The organism is Azotobacter chroococcum, from assembly GCF_004339665.1.
In the GTDB taxonomy this organism is placed as follows: Bacteria; Pseudomonadota; Gammaproteobacteria; order Pseudomonadales; family Pseudomonadaceae; genus Azotobacter; species Azotobacter chroococcum.
Genome location: NZ_SMMU01000002.1, coordinates 139908 through 152219, shown reverse-complemented (window position 1 = coordinate 152219; position 12312 = coordinate 139908). Strand labels below are relative to the sequence as shown.

Below are 12312 nucleotides of genomic sequence, written 5' to 3'. Positions count from 1 at the left end.
CGCGCCCCTTTTTTCGCCCGAGCCCGCGCCATGACCACCGCCCTGCCCGCCCGCGCCTGCGGCATCGACTTCGGCACCTCCAACTCCACCGTCGGCTGGCTGCGCCCCGGCCGGGAGGCGTTGATCCCCCTGGAGGACGGCCGGATCACCCTGCCCTCGGTGCTGTTCTTCAATTTCGAGGAGCGCCGCCCGGTGTTCGGCCGGCAGGCCCTGCACGAATACCTGGAAGGCTACGAAGGCCGCCTGATGCGCTCGCTGAAGAGTCTGCTGGGTTCCAAGCTGCTGAAAAGCGAGACCACGGTGCTCGGCAGCGCACTGCCGTTCAAGGAAATCCTCAAGCTGTTCCTCGGCGAGCTGAAGCGGCGCGCCGAGGCGGAGGCCGGAAGGCCCTTCGAGGAAGCGGTGCTGGGCCGCCCGGTGTTCTTCGTCGACGAGGATCCGCAGGCCGACCGCGAGGCCGCCGACACCCTGAGCGAGGTGGCGCGCAGCCTCGGCCTGAAGGAGGTGTCCTTCCAGTACGAGCCGATTGCCGCGGCCTTCGACTACGAGTCGGTCATCGCGCGCGAGGAGCTGGTGCTGATTGTCGACATCGGCGGCGGCACCTCGGACTTCTCCCTGGTGCGCCTGGCTCCCGAGCGCCGCGTCCTGGCCGAGCGGCAGGACGACATCCTCGCCACCGGCGGCGTGCACATCGGCGGCACCGACTTCGACAGGCAGCTCAGCCTGCAGGGCGTGATGCCGCTGTTCGGCTATGGCAGCCGGATGAAAAGCGACGCGCCGATGCCGACCAGCATGCACCTCAACCTGGCCACCTGGCACACCATCAACGCCGTCTACGCCCAGGCCTCGCAGCGGGCGCTGGCGAGCATGCGCTACGACATCCTCGATCCCACGGGCATCGACCGGCTGTTCCGGCTGATCGAACAACGCGCCGGGCACTGGCTGGCGATGCAGGTGGAAGACGGCAAGATCGCCCTCGGCGACAGCGAACGACACCGCATCGACCTGGGGCGCATCGAGGCGAAGCTGGCCGCCGAACTCGACCGAGCACTCCTCGAGCAGGCCATCGAGCCGCTGCTGGAGCGGGTCCGCGCCAGCCTGGAAAACCTGCTGGCCGGCGCCGGGGTGGGCCGGGAACGGATCGACACGCTGTTCTTCACCGGCGGCTCCAGCGGCGTGCCGGCGCTGCGCGCAAGCGTCGCCGCGCTGCTGCCGAACGCCCGGCTGGTCGAGGGCGACCGCTTCGGAAGCATCGGCAGCGGCCTGGCCATCGAGGCGCGACGGCGCTACGGCTGAAAGGCGCCGGGCCGGCGGATTCTGGCCTATGGTTTTGGGGTCGCCGCTGCTTCGAACCAAGGTGCCCATCATGCACAACAATCGCCTCCTGCTGGTCCTCCTCCTTGCGCTGCTGCTCGGTGCCGCCTTGATTCTCGGCGCCTCCATGGGATTGGCGAGCCCGGGTTGGGACTCCTACGACACAGGGCAGAGACTGACCATCGAAGCCCCCCTGAAACAGGTGCTGTATCGCAGTCCCCAGACCGAGGTACGGGTCGACTACCGGGGCGAGGAGTGGAAGGTGGTGCTGGGTCCCTCCTCGCGCCTGCTGTCGCGCGGCGTGATCAAGAACGATCTGCGACCGGGCAGGCCGGTGATCCTGGTCGGTCATCCGCACAAGGATGGCAGCGCGGAGATGCGCGCCGAGCGCCTCATCCTCGACGGACGCACGCTGGAGCTGCGCTAGGGCGCGCCCTAGAGCCCGGCCTCGGCCAGTCGCGCCAGGTGCTCGAGGTACACGCCGAGCGGCTTGTCCTCCCCCTCCCGGCGTCCCCCGCAGCGGTTGATGACATCCAGGTGGTCGAAGGGATAGTCGGAGCGGATCACCTTGCCCAGGTGCGAGCTGAAGCGCCCCACCAGGCCGTCGTTCTGTTCGGCCTCGCGGACGAAGCAGCGGGCCAGCTGCCGGCACAGGACATGCCCGGGGTCCAGGTCCAGCACGGCATCGTCGCGGGTCTGCAGGGTGCCGCTCCAGGAGTAGTAGCGCACCCCGTCGACTTCCCCGGCGCCCTCGCCGCCCCAGCGCGCGGGCAGCCCCTGCGGGTAGCGGGCGTTGAAGCCGGCCATGCCCTCGCTGGTCAGCGCCAGCAGCGAGGCCGGCCCGTCGAGGGGCAGGCAGACTCCCGGCTCGGCGCATTCCAGCCGCTCCATCAGCCGTGCCAGGCCTTCGAAGCCGCGCGCCAGCAGGCGCTCGCTCCGACCGCTGGGCGGCACGCGATGGCGCAGCCGATCGGCCACCTCGGAGCCCTGGTTCGGCGTGGCCACGGTGGTCACCGAGGCCACCCAGTCCGGGCGTCGCGCCGCCGCATAGCGGGCGCTCAGGCCGCCCTGGCTGTGGCCGAGCAGATTGACCCGGCGTGCGCCGCTGGCAGCGCGGATCGCGGCAATGCGCTCGAGCAGCTGCTCGCCCAGCGCCTCGTTGTCGTGCACGCCGGACAGCCGTACCGGATAGACCGCCGCCCCCTGCCGACGCAGCGCCACGTCGATGCCGTTCCAGTAGGAATGCCCCGGCAGGCGCACGAAGCCGAGCAGGCCATGCACCAGCAGGATCGGATAACGGGTTTCGAGCGCCTTGCCCATGCAACGTCCACTCATGCAGCTTCGATACGGCAAGAATAAGGCCGGTCGCCTTGCAAGTCGTCGCTTGCAGACCGCGAAACTTTGCGTCCCGCGCCAGTCAAACTCTCTGTGACCACCGAATCGAGGAGCGCAATCATGCCCCAAGGTGACAAGTCCAAGTACAGCGACAAGCAAAAACGCAAGGCCGCGCATATCGAGGAGAGCTACGAGTCGCGTGGCGTCCCGGAGCAGGAGGCCGAAGCCCGCGCCTGGGCGACCGTGAACAAGCAGTCCGGCGGCGGCGAGAAAGGCGGCTCCGCCAGCCGCAAGAGCGAGACCGCCAAGCGCGCCGACCGCAAGGACTCGGCGCGACGTGCCGCTGCGACCCGCCGCGGGCAGTCGCCCAACCGCGGTTCGGCACGCGACCGCCAGCAATCCGGCAGCACCTCGCTGAGCGCCATGACCCGGGCCGCCCTGCTCGAACGTGCCGCCGAACAGGGCGTCCGGGGCCGCTCGCGGATGCGCAAGGCGGAGCTGATCGCCGCGCTCAGCTAGCTGCTCAGGGGCGGGCCTGGCGCAGCAACTCGCACAGCTTGCGGGTAGCCGCCAGCATCTGCAGGCTGGGCCGTTCGAGGCTGCGCTCGGGCACTGCCCAGACCTGCCCGCGGCGCACCGCCTCCAGCTGCGGCCAGGCCTGCCAAGCGTCGCGCTGCTCCGGCTGGCTGACCAGGATCACCTCGGGATCGCGCGCCAGCACCGCCTCCAGGGAAAGCTGCGGGGCCGGCAGGTCGAGGTCGGCGAAGACGTTCAGCGCGCCGCAGACCTGCAGCGCGTCGCTGATGATCTGCGTACCACCGATGCTGTACAACGGCCGGTCCCAGACCTGGTAGAAGACCCGCAGCGGCACCTCGCGGCGATACTGGCGGCGCAGCTCGGCGAGTTGCAGACGCAGCTGCGCGGCCAGCTGGCGGCCCCGCTCGGCACGGCCGACCTGCGCACCGAGCGCTTCGAGCTGTCCAGCGATGTCCTCCAGGCGCCGGGGCTGCGCCTCGAAAACCGGGATGCCGAAGCCGCGCAGTTGTTCGCGCTGCGCCGCGCCGATGCTGTCCGGCCAGAGCAGGATCAGGTCCGGGCGCAGGGCGAGCAGGGTCTCCATCTCCAGCCGCCCCCAGCGTCCCAGCGAAGGCAGGCCAGCCACTGCCGCCGGCCGCTCGCCGCCGTCGAGCACGCCGACCAGGCGGTCGCCGGCCTCCAGCTCCAGCATCATGTCGGTAAGCGACGGCGCCAGGCTGACCACCCGTTCGGCCGCCGCCAGCGGCAGGGTGAGACAGAGCAGCAGGACCGGCCAGAAGCGCATCAGGCCAGCTGCCGGGGCAGGCGGTAGAGCAGCAGCAGAACCAGACTGGCGCCGCACAGCAGCAACGCCGCAACGCTCTCCAGGCCGAACCACAGCCCCGCGGCGCCGCTCCAGGCCGGCAGCCCGGCGCCAAACAGCGCGCGTTGCCGGCAGGCGGCGAGGCGCGCCCAGGCGTCCGGCTCGGCGGCGCTGTCGAGGGCGCGTCCGGTCGCGATCAGGGCATGCTTGTAGGCGCGGAACAGCGGCAGGCTGACGAACAGGGAGAGCAGGCCGAGGCCGAACAGCGGCAGCCCCGATTGCGCCGGCGCAGCGGCAGCCGGCTCGCGCAAGGCGACCAGCACCAGCATCGGCAGCAGGCACAGCCCCAGCTGGCCCCACCAGCGCAAGGCCAGGCGCACCCGCCAGCGGCGGCGGGCGTCAGGCCGCGCGGCGAGCTCCACTTCAGCTGCCGGCCTGGGTTTCCACCTCGCCCTGATGCAGGCTGCCGAGCAGATGGCCGAGCTTGCCGGCCTTGGTCTGCAGGTACTTCTGATTGTGCGGGTTGAGTCCGGTCTGCAGCGGCACCCGCTCGGCCACCCGGATGCCGGAGCCTTCCAGCGCCTTGACCTTGCGCGGGTTGTTGGTCATCAGCTTGATCGCGGCGATGCCCAGGTGCTCGAGCATCGGCTTGCAGATCCCGTAGTCGCGCTGGTCGGCGCGAAAGCCCAGGCGCTCGTTGGCCTCGACGGTGTCGGCCCCGGCATCCTGCAGCTTGTAGGCGCGGATCTTGTTCAGCAGGCCGATGCCGCGCCCTTCCTGGCGCAGGTAGAGCAGCACGCCGCGGCCTTCGGCGGCGATGGCGCGCAGTGCCGCCTCCAGCTGGAAGCCGCAGTCGCAGCGCAGGCTGAACAGCGCGTCGCCGGTCAGGCACTCGGAATGCAGGCGGCCGAGCACCGGCGCGCCGTCGTCCACCTTGCCCAGGGTGAGCGCCACATGCTCCTTGCCGGTGGCTTCGTCGAGAAAGCCATGCATGGTGAAGACGCCGAACGGCGTGGGCAGCTTGGATGCGGCGACGAAGACGACGGACACCGGAAGGACTCCTGAAAAATGCGTCAAGCGGTCATTGTAACAGCCACGCCGCCCGGCGGCGCAGCCGGAATGCCGTCGACTGACCGGAAGCGATGCGCTGGAGGAGTCGCCGCTACAGCTTCGACTCCAGCATCAGCATCCCCTGCTCCTCCCGCCAGCGCACGCGGTTGAGAAAGCTCATGCCGAGCAGGGCGGTGCCCGGCGAGTCGCCCTGCAGGACCACCGCCTCGACGCCGAGCACCTCCAGGGTGCCGACCTTGACCCGGTTCAGCTTGACCTGCCAGCCCTGGGCCGTGCCGTTGGCGGTGCTCACCCGCACTGGCCGCCCGCCGCCGCGATAGTCGACGCCCAGACGCCTGGCCTGACTTTCGCTGAGCGCCACCGTGGTGGCCCCGGTGTCCACCAGGAACTGCACCGGCTGCCCATCGACGGCGCCGGCGACCCAGTAGTGGCCGCCCTCGCCGCGGGCGACGCCGAGGCGCGCCTTGCCCGGCGGCGCGAAACCCTCGCCCGTGCCGTAGTCGCGGGTCAGCTCGTAGCGGCGCTCGACACCCTCCACCCGCAGCAGTGCGCCGCGGCCGTCGGCCTCCAGCAGCTGCACGCCGCCGGGGCCCTCCTGACCGACCTTGAGCAGCTGGCGCCGGCCGTCGACGTTGACCACCGCGGCGCCGGGGAACAGCCCCACCACCCGGACCTCGGCTGCGACCGCCAGGCCGGCGACCAGGAGCAGTGGCAGAATGGCGGTGAACCAGCGAACGTGCAGCATCCCTGCCTCCGGGAGTCGTCAATCGAACGGATACGGTTGTTGCCAGCGGGCGAAGATCGGTCGCAATTCGCCGGAACGCACCAGCTCGGCCATGCGCCGGTCGTACAGCGCGGCCAGTTCGCGGCCGCGTGGCGTGTCGGCGAAGCCAGGATACAACGGCAGCAGGGTCAGGTCGGTGATGCGGTAGGCTTCGGGGTTCTCCGCCCAGGCGAGCACGCCCTCGAGCTCGGCCCGGGCGGCGATCAGGTAGTCGGCGTGGCCGAGCCGGAGCATCGCCAGCGAACCGTTGTAGCGCTGGATCTCCTGGTAGCGCTGCAGCCGCGGCAGGTATTTGTCGAAGGCATAGCCGCGCATCCAGGCCAGGCGGAAATTGCCCAGATCCTCCAGGCGCGGCTCTGGCGCCCGGGACAGGCCCAGCGCAGCGATCACCTCGGCGGCATAGTGCCATTTGGGAAACAGGGCCCCGGCGGTTTCCTCCGGATAGGCGCCGACCCAGGCATCGGCATCGCCGCGGGTGACCAGGCCGACTGCGCGGATATAGGGCACGGTGTCGGTGCGCACCCGCAGTCCGGCCGGCTCGAAGACCAGACGCAGGACTTCCCAGACCAGGCCGCTGGCATCGGCACCGGTATGACCCTTGCGCTCGACGCCGACCAGCAGGATCTCCTCCGGTGAACTCAGCCCGGCCAGCGGCGTTCCCCACGCCTCGGCAGCCGCGACACCCAGCAGACAGCCACACAGCAGCAGGGTCGACCACAGCCGCCTCATAACCAGGCCAGCCCCCAGATCAGCAGTTGCATCGCCAGCCAGGCGAAGACCCCGGCCAGCACGTCGTCCAGCATGATGCCGACGCCGCCGTGCACGTGGCGGTCGATCCAGTGGATCGGCCAGGGCTTGAGGATGTCCATCACCCGGAACATCGCGAAGCCCAGCAGCAGCCACTGCCAGCCTTCCGGGACCAGCCAGAGGGTGATCCACATGCCGACCATCTCGTCCCAGACGATGCCTTCGTGGTCGTGCACCCTGAGATCGGCGGCGACCCTGCCGCACAGCCAGAAACCGAACAGCATGGTCAGCCCGAGCAGCAGCCAGTAGCCCCAGTCCGGCAGCATCTGCCAGAGCGGCACGAAGGGCAGCGCGACCAGCGAGCCCCAGGTGCCGGGGGCCTTCGGCAGGGTCCCGGAGCCGAAGCCGAAGGCCAGGAAGTGCCAGGGATTGCGCCACACCGACGGCGGCACGCGCACGGATTCAGTCACGCGGACTCCCGAAATGTTGATAGCCCCCGGCCGGTGGTTCGACTTCCCGGCCGGCGTCGTCCAGCAGGTGCACGCCCGAACCGGCCTCGACCCGGCCGATCACCCGCAGCGGCCACTCGGCCTGCAGGGCGGCGAGGAAGCGCGGCGGCAGGGTGAAGGCCAGCACATAGTCGTCGCCGCCGCCAAGGGCGCAGGCCAGCGCCGCCTGCGCATCGAGCAGGCGGCGCAGCGGCGCCGACAGCGGCACCCGGTCGCGCTCGATGCACAGGGCCACGCCGGAGGCCGCGGCGATGTGCCCGCAGTCGGCGAGCAGGCCGTCGGACACGTCCAGCGCCGCACTCGCCCGGCCGCGCAGCGCCAGTCCCAAGGATAGCTGCGGCCGCGGCGACCAGTAGCGCGCGAGCAGGGGGCCGGCGGTCTCGGCGGGTGCCTGGCGCTGGCCGAGCACCAGTGCCAGGGCGCCGGCGGCATCGCCGAGCGGAGCGCCGACGCAGACGAGATCGCCGGGACGCGCGCCGTCCCGGCGCAGCGCCAGGCCGGCCGGCACCCGGCCGAACACGGTCAGGGTGATGCACAGGGGACCGCGGGTGGTGTCGCCGCCGATCAGCGCCAGGCCGCACTCGCGCGCCTTGCAGTCGAGGCCGCGGGCAAAGGAGGCCAGCCAGGCCGGATCGGCCGCCGGCAGGGTTAGGGCAAGGGTGAAGCCGAGCGGCGTGGCGCCCATCGCCGCCAGATCGCTGGCGGCCGCCGCCAAGGCGCGCTGGGCGAGCAGGAAGGGATCGCTGGGATCGGGGAAATGCACCCCGGCGACCATGCTGTCGGTGGAGATCGCCAGCTGCTCGCCGGCGGGCACCTCCAGCAGGGCGCAGTCGTCGCCGATGCCGAGGGCCACGCCGGGCGCCGCCTGCGCACAGGCGGCGGCGGCGAAGTAGCGGCGGATCAGCTCGAACTCGCCCATCGGCGCACTCAGCGCCTGCCGCCGCGGACTTCGTCCGCGCGCAGGCGCGGCGCCAGCTTGTCCAGCACGCCGTTGACGAACTTGTGTCCGTCGGTGGCGCCGAACACCTTGGCCAGCTCGATGCCCTCGTTGATCACCACCCGGTAGGGCACGTCCGGACGGTTGCTCAGCTCATAGGTGGACAGCCGCAGGATGGCCAGCTCCACCGGATCGACTTCCGCCAGCGGACGATCGAGCAGCGGCGCGAAGGCCTCGTCGATCTCGGTCTTCTGACGCGGCACGCCGTGCAGGATCTCGTGGAAGTAGGCACCGTCGACCGCGCTGAAATCGTTGTCGACGCGAAACTGCGCCTCGATCTCGTTGAGCGGCTGACCTGCCACGTGCCACTGGTAGAGCGCCTGCATGGCCAGGACGCGCGCCTGCCGGCGCGCTGCCACCTTGCCCTTGGCCGGCTTGGCGCCCGGCCCACTCTGGCCGTCGTCGCGATTCACGCTCACTTGGCCTCCAGGGCCGCCATCAGGCTGACCATTTCCAGGGCGGACAGGGCAGCTTCGGCGCCCTTGTTGCCGGCCTTGGTGCCGGAGCGCTCGATGGCCTGCTCGATGGAGTCGACGGTAAGCACGCCGAAGGCGACCGGCACGCCGAACTGCAGGGACACCTGGGCCAGGCCCTTGGTGCACTCGCCGGCGACGTAGTCGAAGTGCGGAGTGCCGCCGCGGATCACCGCACCGAGGGCGATGATGGCATCGAATTCGCCGCGCTGGGCGACCTTCTGCGCCACCAGCGGGATCTCGAAGGCGCCGGGTACGCGGATGATGGTCAGCTCGCTCTGCTCGACGCCATGGCGCACCAGGGTATCGATGGCGCCCTGCACCAGGCTTTCCACGACGAAGCTGTTGAAGCGGCCGACCACCAGGGCGTAGCGGCCCTTGGCGGCGGTAAAGGTACCTTCGATGGTCTTCAGGGTCATGGCGAATCTCGTCTCGTTAAAGAACCGGAGCGCCCTCGGCGGCTCCGCAAACAATCGGTCCCGGCCTTCCAGACGGAACCGCCCGCCCCCTGCCGACGGGGGCAGGGAAAAGGCGGGCGGTTCCGGTGGGGATCATTCGGCGGGCAGGTATTCTACAACCTCCAGGTCGAACCCGGATATCGCGTTGAACTTCATCGGCGCACTCATCAGGCGCATCTTGCGCACGCCGAGGTCGCGCAGGATCTGCGAGCCGGCACCGACGGTGCTGTAGGTGTTCGGCGACTTGGGCGTGCCCTCGCGCAGCAGGGTCAGCACCTCGTTGGCCTCCAGCGGATGGCCGAGCAGCAGCACCACGCCGCGCCCGGCGCGGGCCACCTCGGCCATCGCCGCGCGCAGGCTCCAGCGGCCCGGCTGGCGGACCATCAGCAGGTCGCGCAGCGGGTCCATGTTGTGCACCCGCACCAGGGTCGGCTCGTCGGCATGGATCTCGCCCATGATCAGCGCCATGTGCACGTCGCCTTCCACCGCGTCGCGGTAGCTCACCAGGTGGAAGCGGCCCAGCTCGCTGTCCAGCTCCTGCTCGGCGATGCGCTGGATGGTCCGCTCGTGGATCAGCCGGTAGTGGATCAGGTCGGCGATGGTGCCGATCTTGATGCCGTGCTGCTCGGCGAAGACCTCCAGCTCGGGACGGCGGGCCATGCTGCCGTCGTCGTTCATGATCTCGCAGATCACCCCGGAAGGCTCGAAGCCGGCCATCCGCGCCAGGTCGCAGGCCGCCTCGGTATGCCCGGCTCGGGCCAGCACGCCGCCCGGCTGGGCCATCAGCGGGAAGATGTGCCCGGGGCTGACGATGTCGTCGGCCTGGGCATTCTTCGCCGCGGCGACCTGCACGGTGCGCGCCCGGTCGGCAGCGGAAATGCCGGTGGTGACGCCCTCGGCCGCCTCGATGGAGACGGTGAACTTGGTGCCGAAGCCGGAGCCGTTGCGCGGCGCCATCAGCGGCAGCTTGAGGGTCTCGCAGCGCTCGCGGGTCATCGGCATGCAGATCAGCCCGCGGGCGTATTTCGCCATGAAGTTGATGTGCTCGGCCTGCACGCATTCGGCGGCCATGATCAGATCACCCTCGTTCTCGCGATCCTCGTCATCCATGAGGATGACCATCTTGCCCTGGCGGATGTCTTCGATCAGTTCGTCAATGCTGTTGAGAGCCATCAGGCCACTCCTCGATTACTTCAGGTAGCCGTGCTCGGCCAGAAAGCTGGTGGTGAGGCCGGAGGCGCTGGGCTCGGCGGCCTGGTCGCCGAGCATCAGGCGCTCCAGGTAGCGCGCCAGAAGGTCGACCTCCAGGTTCACCTGCCGGCCCGGCCGGTAGTCGGCCATGATGGTTTCGCCCAAGGTATGCGGCACGATGGTCAGCTCGAACTCGGCGCCGTTCACGCCGTTGACCGTCAGGCTGGTGCCGTCGACGGTGATCGAGCCCTTGAGGGCGATGTAGCGGGCCAGCTCGCGCGGCGCACGGATGCGGAACTGCACGGCGCGGGCGTTCTCCTCGCGGGACAGCACCTCGCCGACGCCGTCGACGTGCCCGCTGACCAGGTGGCCGCCGAGGCGGCTGGTCGGGGTCAGGGCCTTTTCCAGGTTGACCCGGCTGCCCGCCTTGAGGTCGATGAAGGCGGTGCGCGCCAGGGTCTCGCGGCTGACGTCGGCCCAGAAGCCGTCGCCGGGCAGCTCCACCGCGGTCAGGCAGATGCCGTTCACCGCGATGCTGTCGCCGAGCTTGACGTCGCCGAGGTCGAGCTTGCCGGTCTGGACGTAGACGCGCACGTCGCCGCCCTTGGGGGTGAGGGCACGGACGGTGCCGATGGCTTCGATTATGCCGGTGAACATGCAGTCCCTCCGGCGCGCTGCAGCAGAACATGGTGCATGGAACGATCTCCTGTTTCGGAAAAACAGGGCATGCAGATCGAAAGGGATCGCGCGCGCGGATTGCGCGTGGCGGAACATCCCGCTCTCTCTCATCCGGACTCTGACCGTCGGCTCCGGAATCGCACCGGATCTGCTGACCTTGCGCGGGGTCGCCCCGTGGCAAGCGCTCGCGGGCTGGACGCTGTGCGTCATCACCGCCGGTGGGGAATTCCACCCCGCCCTGAGAACGTCGGGCCGTGCGGCCCGGAGGCGCTTTTTACCACAAGGCGCGCGCCGCCGGCCACCGGCGTCTGGTCGGGCGGGCGCGCTAGAGCGCGGGCACGGCGATGATCTGCCAGTCGTCGCCCACCGCGCGGATGTCGCGGATCTTCAGCTCGCGCGCCTCGGCCATGCGCTCCAGGGGCAGCTCCAGGAGCGGCCGGGCGCTCGAGCCGAGGAACTTGGGCGCGACGAAGATCCGGTACTCGTCGACCAGCCCCAGCCGGGCGAAGGCCCCGGCCAGACGCGGCCCGGCCTCCACCAGCACCTCGTTGGCGCCGCGCGCGGCCAGTTCGGCCAGCAGCGCCGGCAGGTCGACCCTGCCCTCCTCGCCCGGCACGGCCAGCAGCTCGTGGCCGGCCGCGCGGTAGGCGGCCTCGCGCTCGGCTGCAAGGGTTGCCACCAGCGCCGGTCCGGCCTGGAAGAAGGGCGCGTCCAGCGGCACCCGCAGGCGCCCGTCGACCAGCACGCGCAGCGGCGGGCGCTGCAGGGCCAGGGCGGCCTGCTCGGGCGCCAGCCCCAGTTCCGCGCCGCGCACGGTGAGCCGGGCATGGTCGGCGAGCACCGTGTCGGCACCGGTCAGCACCACGCTGGAACGGGCGCGCAGGCGCTGCACCGCGGCACGCGCCGGCGCCCCGGTGATCCACTGGCTCTCGCCGCTGGCCATCGCCGTGCGGCCGTCCAGACTCATCGCCAGCTTGACCCGCAGCAGCGGCAGACCACGCTCCATGCGCTTGACGAAACCGGCGTTGAGTTCGCGCGCCTCGGCCTCCAGCACGCCGACCTCGACCTCGATGCCGGCCTGGCGCAGACGCCCCAGGCCGCGCCCGGACACCTGCGGATTGGGGTCCTGCATGGCCGCCACCACCCGGCCGACCCCGGCGGCGACCAGCGCCTCGGCGCAGGGCGGCGTGCGCCCGTGGTGGCTGCAGGGCTCCAGGGTGACGTAGGCGGTGGCGCCGCGCGCCGCCTCGCCGGCCTGGCGCAGGGCGTGGACCTCGGCGTGCGGCTCGCCGGCGCGCACGTGCCAGCCCTCGCCGACCACCGCGCCGCCGGCGACGATCACGCAGCCGACCCGCGGATTGGGATGGGTGGAATACAGCCCCCGGCGCGCCAGTTCCAGGGCGTGGGCCATGTACG

Annotated in this window: 16 protein-coding genes and 1 riboswitch; of the genes, 3 read left to right on the top strand and 13 right to left on the bottom strand. The window is 70.8% G+C overall.

What is annotated here, in order from left to right; all coding sequences use genetic code 11:
* The first annotated feature begins 30 nt into the window (after positions 1-30).
* Both EV691_RS02920 and EV691_RS02915 read left to right on the top strand, forming a co-directional pair.
* On the top strand, positions 31-1296 hold the full coding sequence (locus EV691_RS02920; protein WP_131298930.1) for an Hsp70 family protein: 1266 nt from the start codon (positions 31-33) through the stop codon (positions 1294-1296).
* 70 nt (positions 1297-1366) lie between these two features.
* Positions 1367-1741 carry a DUF6152 family protein gene (locus EV691_RS02915; protein WP_089169314.1) on the top strand — a complete coding sequence of 125 codons (375 nt, stop codon included), beginning with the start codon at positions 1367-1369 and terminating at the stop codon, positions 1739-1741.
* 8 nt (positions 1742-1749) lie between these two features.
* Here the strand turns inward: EV691_RS02915 and EV691_RS02910 are convergent, their stop codons facing one another.
* Positions 1750-2634 (bottom strand): esterase/lipase family protein, encoded by an 885-nt coding sequence (locus EV691_RS02910; RefSeq protein WP_131299024.1) that lies wholly within the window; start codon positions 2632-2634, stop codon positions 1750-1752.
* A 135-nt stretch (positions 2635-2769) separates the two neighbouring features.
* Here EV691_RS02910 and EV691_RS02905 point away from each other — a divergent pair, with 135 nt between their 5' ends.
* Positions 2770-3168 (top strand): Rho termination factor N-terminal domain-containing protein, encoded by a 399-nt coding sequence (locus EV691_RS02905; protein WP_039806046.1) that lies wholly within the window; start codon positions 2770-2772, stop codon positions 3166-3168.
* Positions 3169-3172: 4 nt separating this feature from the next.
* On the opposite strand, the gene EV691_RS02900 is transcribed toward EV691_RS02905, so the two are convergent.
* The 12 genes from EV691_RS02900 to ribD all read right to left on the bottom strand — a co-directional run bounded on the left by EV691_RS02900 (position 3173) and on the right by ribD (position 12307).
* Positions 3173-3970, bottom strand: coding sequence for a cobalamin-binding protein (locus EV691_RS02900; RefSeq protein WP_131255377.1), 798 nt, complete (start codon positions 3968-3970; stop codon positions 3173-3175).
* Positions 3970-4410 (bottom strand): MFS transporter, encoded by a 441-nt coding sequence (locus EV691_RS02895; protein WP_131298931.1) that lies wholly within the window; start codon positions 4408-4410, stop codon positions 3970-3972. The genes EV691_RS02900 and EV691_RS02895 overlap by 1 nt, the downstream gene beginning before the upstream one ends.
* A gap of 1 nt (position 4411) precedes the next feature.
* Positions 4412-5038 (bottom strand): GTP cyclohydrolase II, encoded by a 627-nt coding sequence (gene ribA, locus EV691_RS02890; protein ID WP_089169316.1) that lies wholly within the window; start codon positions 5036-5038, stop codon positions 4412-4414.
* A 112-nt stretch (positions 5039-5150) separates the two neighbouring features.
* Positions 5151-5804: a retropepsin-like aspartic protease family protein gene (locus EV691_RS02885; protein WP_131298932.1), complete on the bottom strand. Its 654-nt coding sequence runs from the start codon at positions 5802-5804 to the stop codon at positions 5151-5153.
* Between the two features lie 18 nt (positions 5805-5822).
* Positions 5823-6572, bottom strand: a complete 750-nt coding sequence (locus tag EV691_RS02880; protein ID WP_131298933.1) for a substrate-binding periplasmic protein — start codon at positions 6570-6572, stop codon at positions 5823-5825.
* On the bottom strand, positions 6569-7048 hold the full coding sequence (locus EV691_RS02875) for a phosphatidylglycerophosphatase A family protein (protein WP_039808160.1): 480 nt from the start codon (positions 7046-7048) through the stop codon (positions 6569-6571). Before EV691_RS02875 ends, EV691_RS02880 begins: the two co-directional genes overlap by 4 nt.
* A gap of 4 nt (positions 7049-7052) precedes the next feature.
* On the bottom strand, positions 7053-8018 hold the full coding sequence (gene thiL, locus EV691_RS02870) for a thiamine-phosphate kinase (RefSeq protein ID WP_131298934.1): 966 nt from the start codon (positions 8016-8018) through the stop codon (positions 7053-7055).
* A gap of 8 nt (positions 8019-8026) precedes the next feature.
* Positions 8027-8515, bottom strand: coding sequence for a transcription antitermination factor NusB (nusB, locus tag EV691_RS02865; protein WP_131298935.1), 489 nt, complete (start codon positions 8513-8515; stop codon positions 8027-8029).
* Positions 8512-8988, bottom strand: a complete 477-nt coding sequence (ribH, locus tag EV691_RS02860; protein WP_039806054.1) for a 6,7-dimethyl-8-ribityllumazine synthase — start codon at positions 8986-8988, stop codon at positions 8512-8514. The genes nusB and ribH overlap by 4 nt, the downstream gene beginning before the upstream one ends.
* A gap of 132 nt (positions 8989-9120) precedes the next feature.
* Positions 9121-10200, bottom strand: coding sequence for a bifunctional 3,4-dihydroxy-2-butanone-4-phosphate synthase/GTP cyclohydrolase II (gene ribBA, locus EV691_RS02855; protein WP_089169319.1), 1080 nt, complete (start codon positions 10198-10200; stop codon positions 9121-9123).
* A 15-nt stretch (positions 10201-10215) separates the two neighbouring features.
* Positions 10216-10875, bottom strand: a complete 660-nt coding sequence (locus EV691_RS02850; protein ID WP_131298936.1) for a riboflavin synthase — start codon at positions 10873-10875, stop codon at positions 10216-10218.
* A 116-nt stretch (positions 10876-10991) separates the two neighbouring features.
* Positions 10992-11146, bottom strand: a riboswitch (FMN riboswitch).
* Positions 11147-11221: 75 nt separating this feature from the next.
* On the bottom strand, positions 11222-12307 hold the full coding sequence (gene ribD, locus EV691_RS02845) for a bifunctional diaminohydroxyphosphoribosylaminopyrimidine deaminase/5-amino-6-(5-phosphoribosylamino)uracil reductase RibD (RefSeq protein WP_131299025.1): 1086 nt from the start codon (positions 12305-12307) through the stop codon (positions 11222-11224).
* Between the last annotated feature and the right edge of the window lie 5 nt (positions 12308-12312).

What these genes read in the sequence shown, in the direction of transcription:
- EV691_RS02900 (WP_131255377.1), bottom strand. Translation starts at nt 3,970, where the DNA reads ATGCGCTTCTGGCCGGTCCTGCTGCTCTGTCTCACCCTGCCGCTGGCG.
- EV691_RS02910 (WP_131299024.1), bottom strand. Translation starts at nt 2,634, where the DNA reads ATGGGCAAGGCGCTCGAAACCCGTTATCCGATCCTGCTGGTGCATGGC.
- EV691_RS02905 (WP_039806046.1), top strand. Translation starts at nt 2,770, where the DNA reads ATGCCCCAAGGTGACAAGTCCAAGTACAGCGACAAGCAAAAACGCAAG.
- EV691_RS02880 (WP_131298933.1), bottom strand. Translation starts at nt 6,572, where the DNA reads ATGAGGCGGCTGTGGTCGACCCTGCTGCTGTGTGGCTGTCTGCTGGGT.
- EV691_RS02915 (WP_089169314.1), top strand. Translation starts at nt 1,367, where the DNA reads ATGCACAACAATCGCCTCCTGCTGGTCCTCCTCCTTGCGCTGCTGCTC.
- EV691_RS02885 (WP_131298932.1), bottom strand. Translation starts at nt 5,804, where the DNA reads ATGCTGCACGTTCGCTGGTTCACCGCCATTCTGCCACTGCTCCTGGTC.
- ribH (WP_039806054.1), bottom strand. Translation starts at nt 8,988, where the DNA reads ATGACCCTGAAGACCATCGAAGGTACCTTTACCGCCGCCAAGGGCCGC.
- ribD (WP_131299025.1), bottom strand. Translation starts at nt 12,307, where the DNA reads ATGGCCCACGCCCTGGAACTGGCGCGCCGGGGGCTGTATTCCACCCAT.
- EV691_RS02920 (WP_131298930.1), top strand. Translation starts at nt 31, where the DNA reads ATGACCACCGCCCTGCCCGCCCGCGCCTGCGGCATCGACTTCGGCACC.
- ribBA (WP_089169319.1), bottom strand. Translation starts at nt 10,200, where the DNA reads ATGGCTCTCAACAGCATTGACGAACTGATCGAAGACATCCGCCAGGGC.
- EV691_RS02850 (WP_131298936.1), bottom strand. Translation starts at nt 10,875, where the DNA reads ATGTTCACCGGCATAATCGAAGCCATCGGCACCGTCCGTGCCCTCACC.
- thiL (WP_131298934.1), bottom strand. Translation starts at nt 8,018, where the DNA reads ATGGGCGAGTTCGAGCTGATCCGCCGCTACTTCGCCGCCGCCGCCTGT.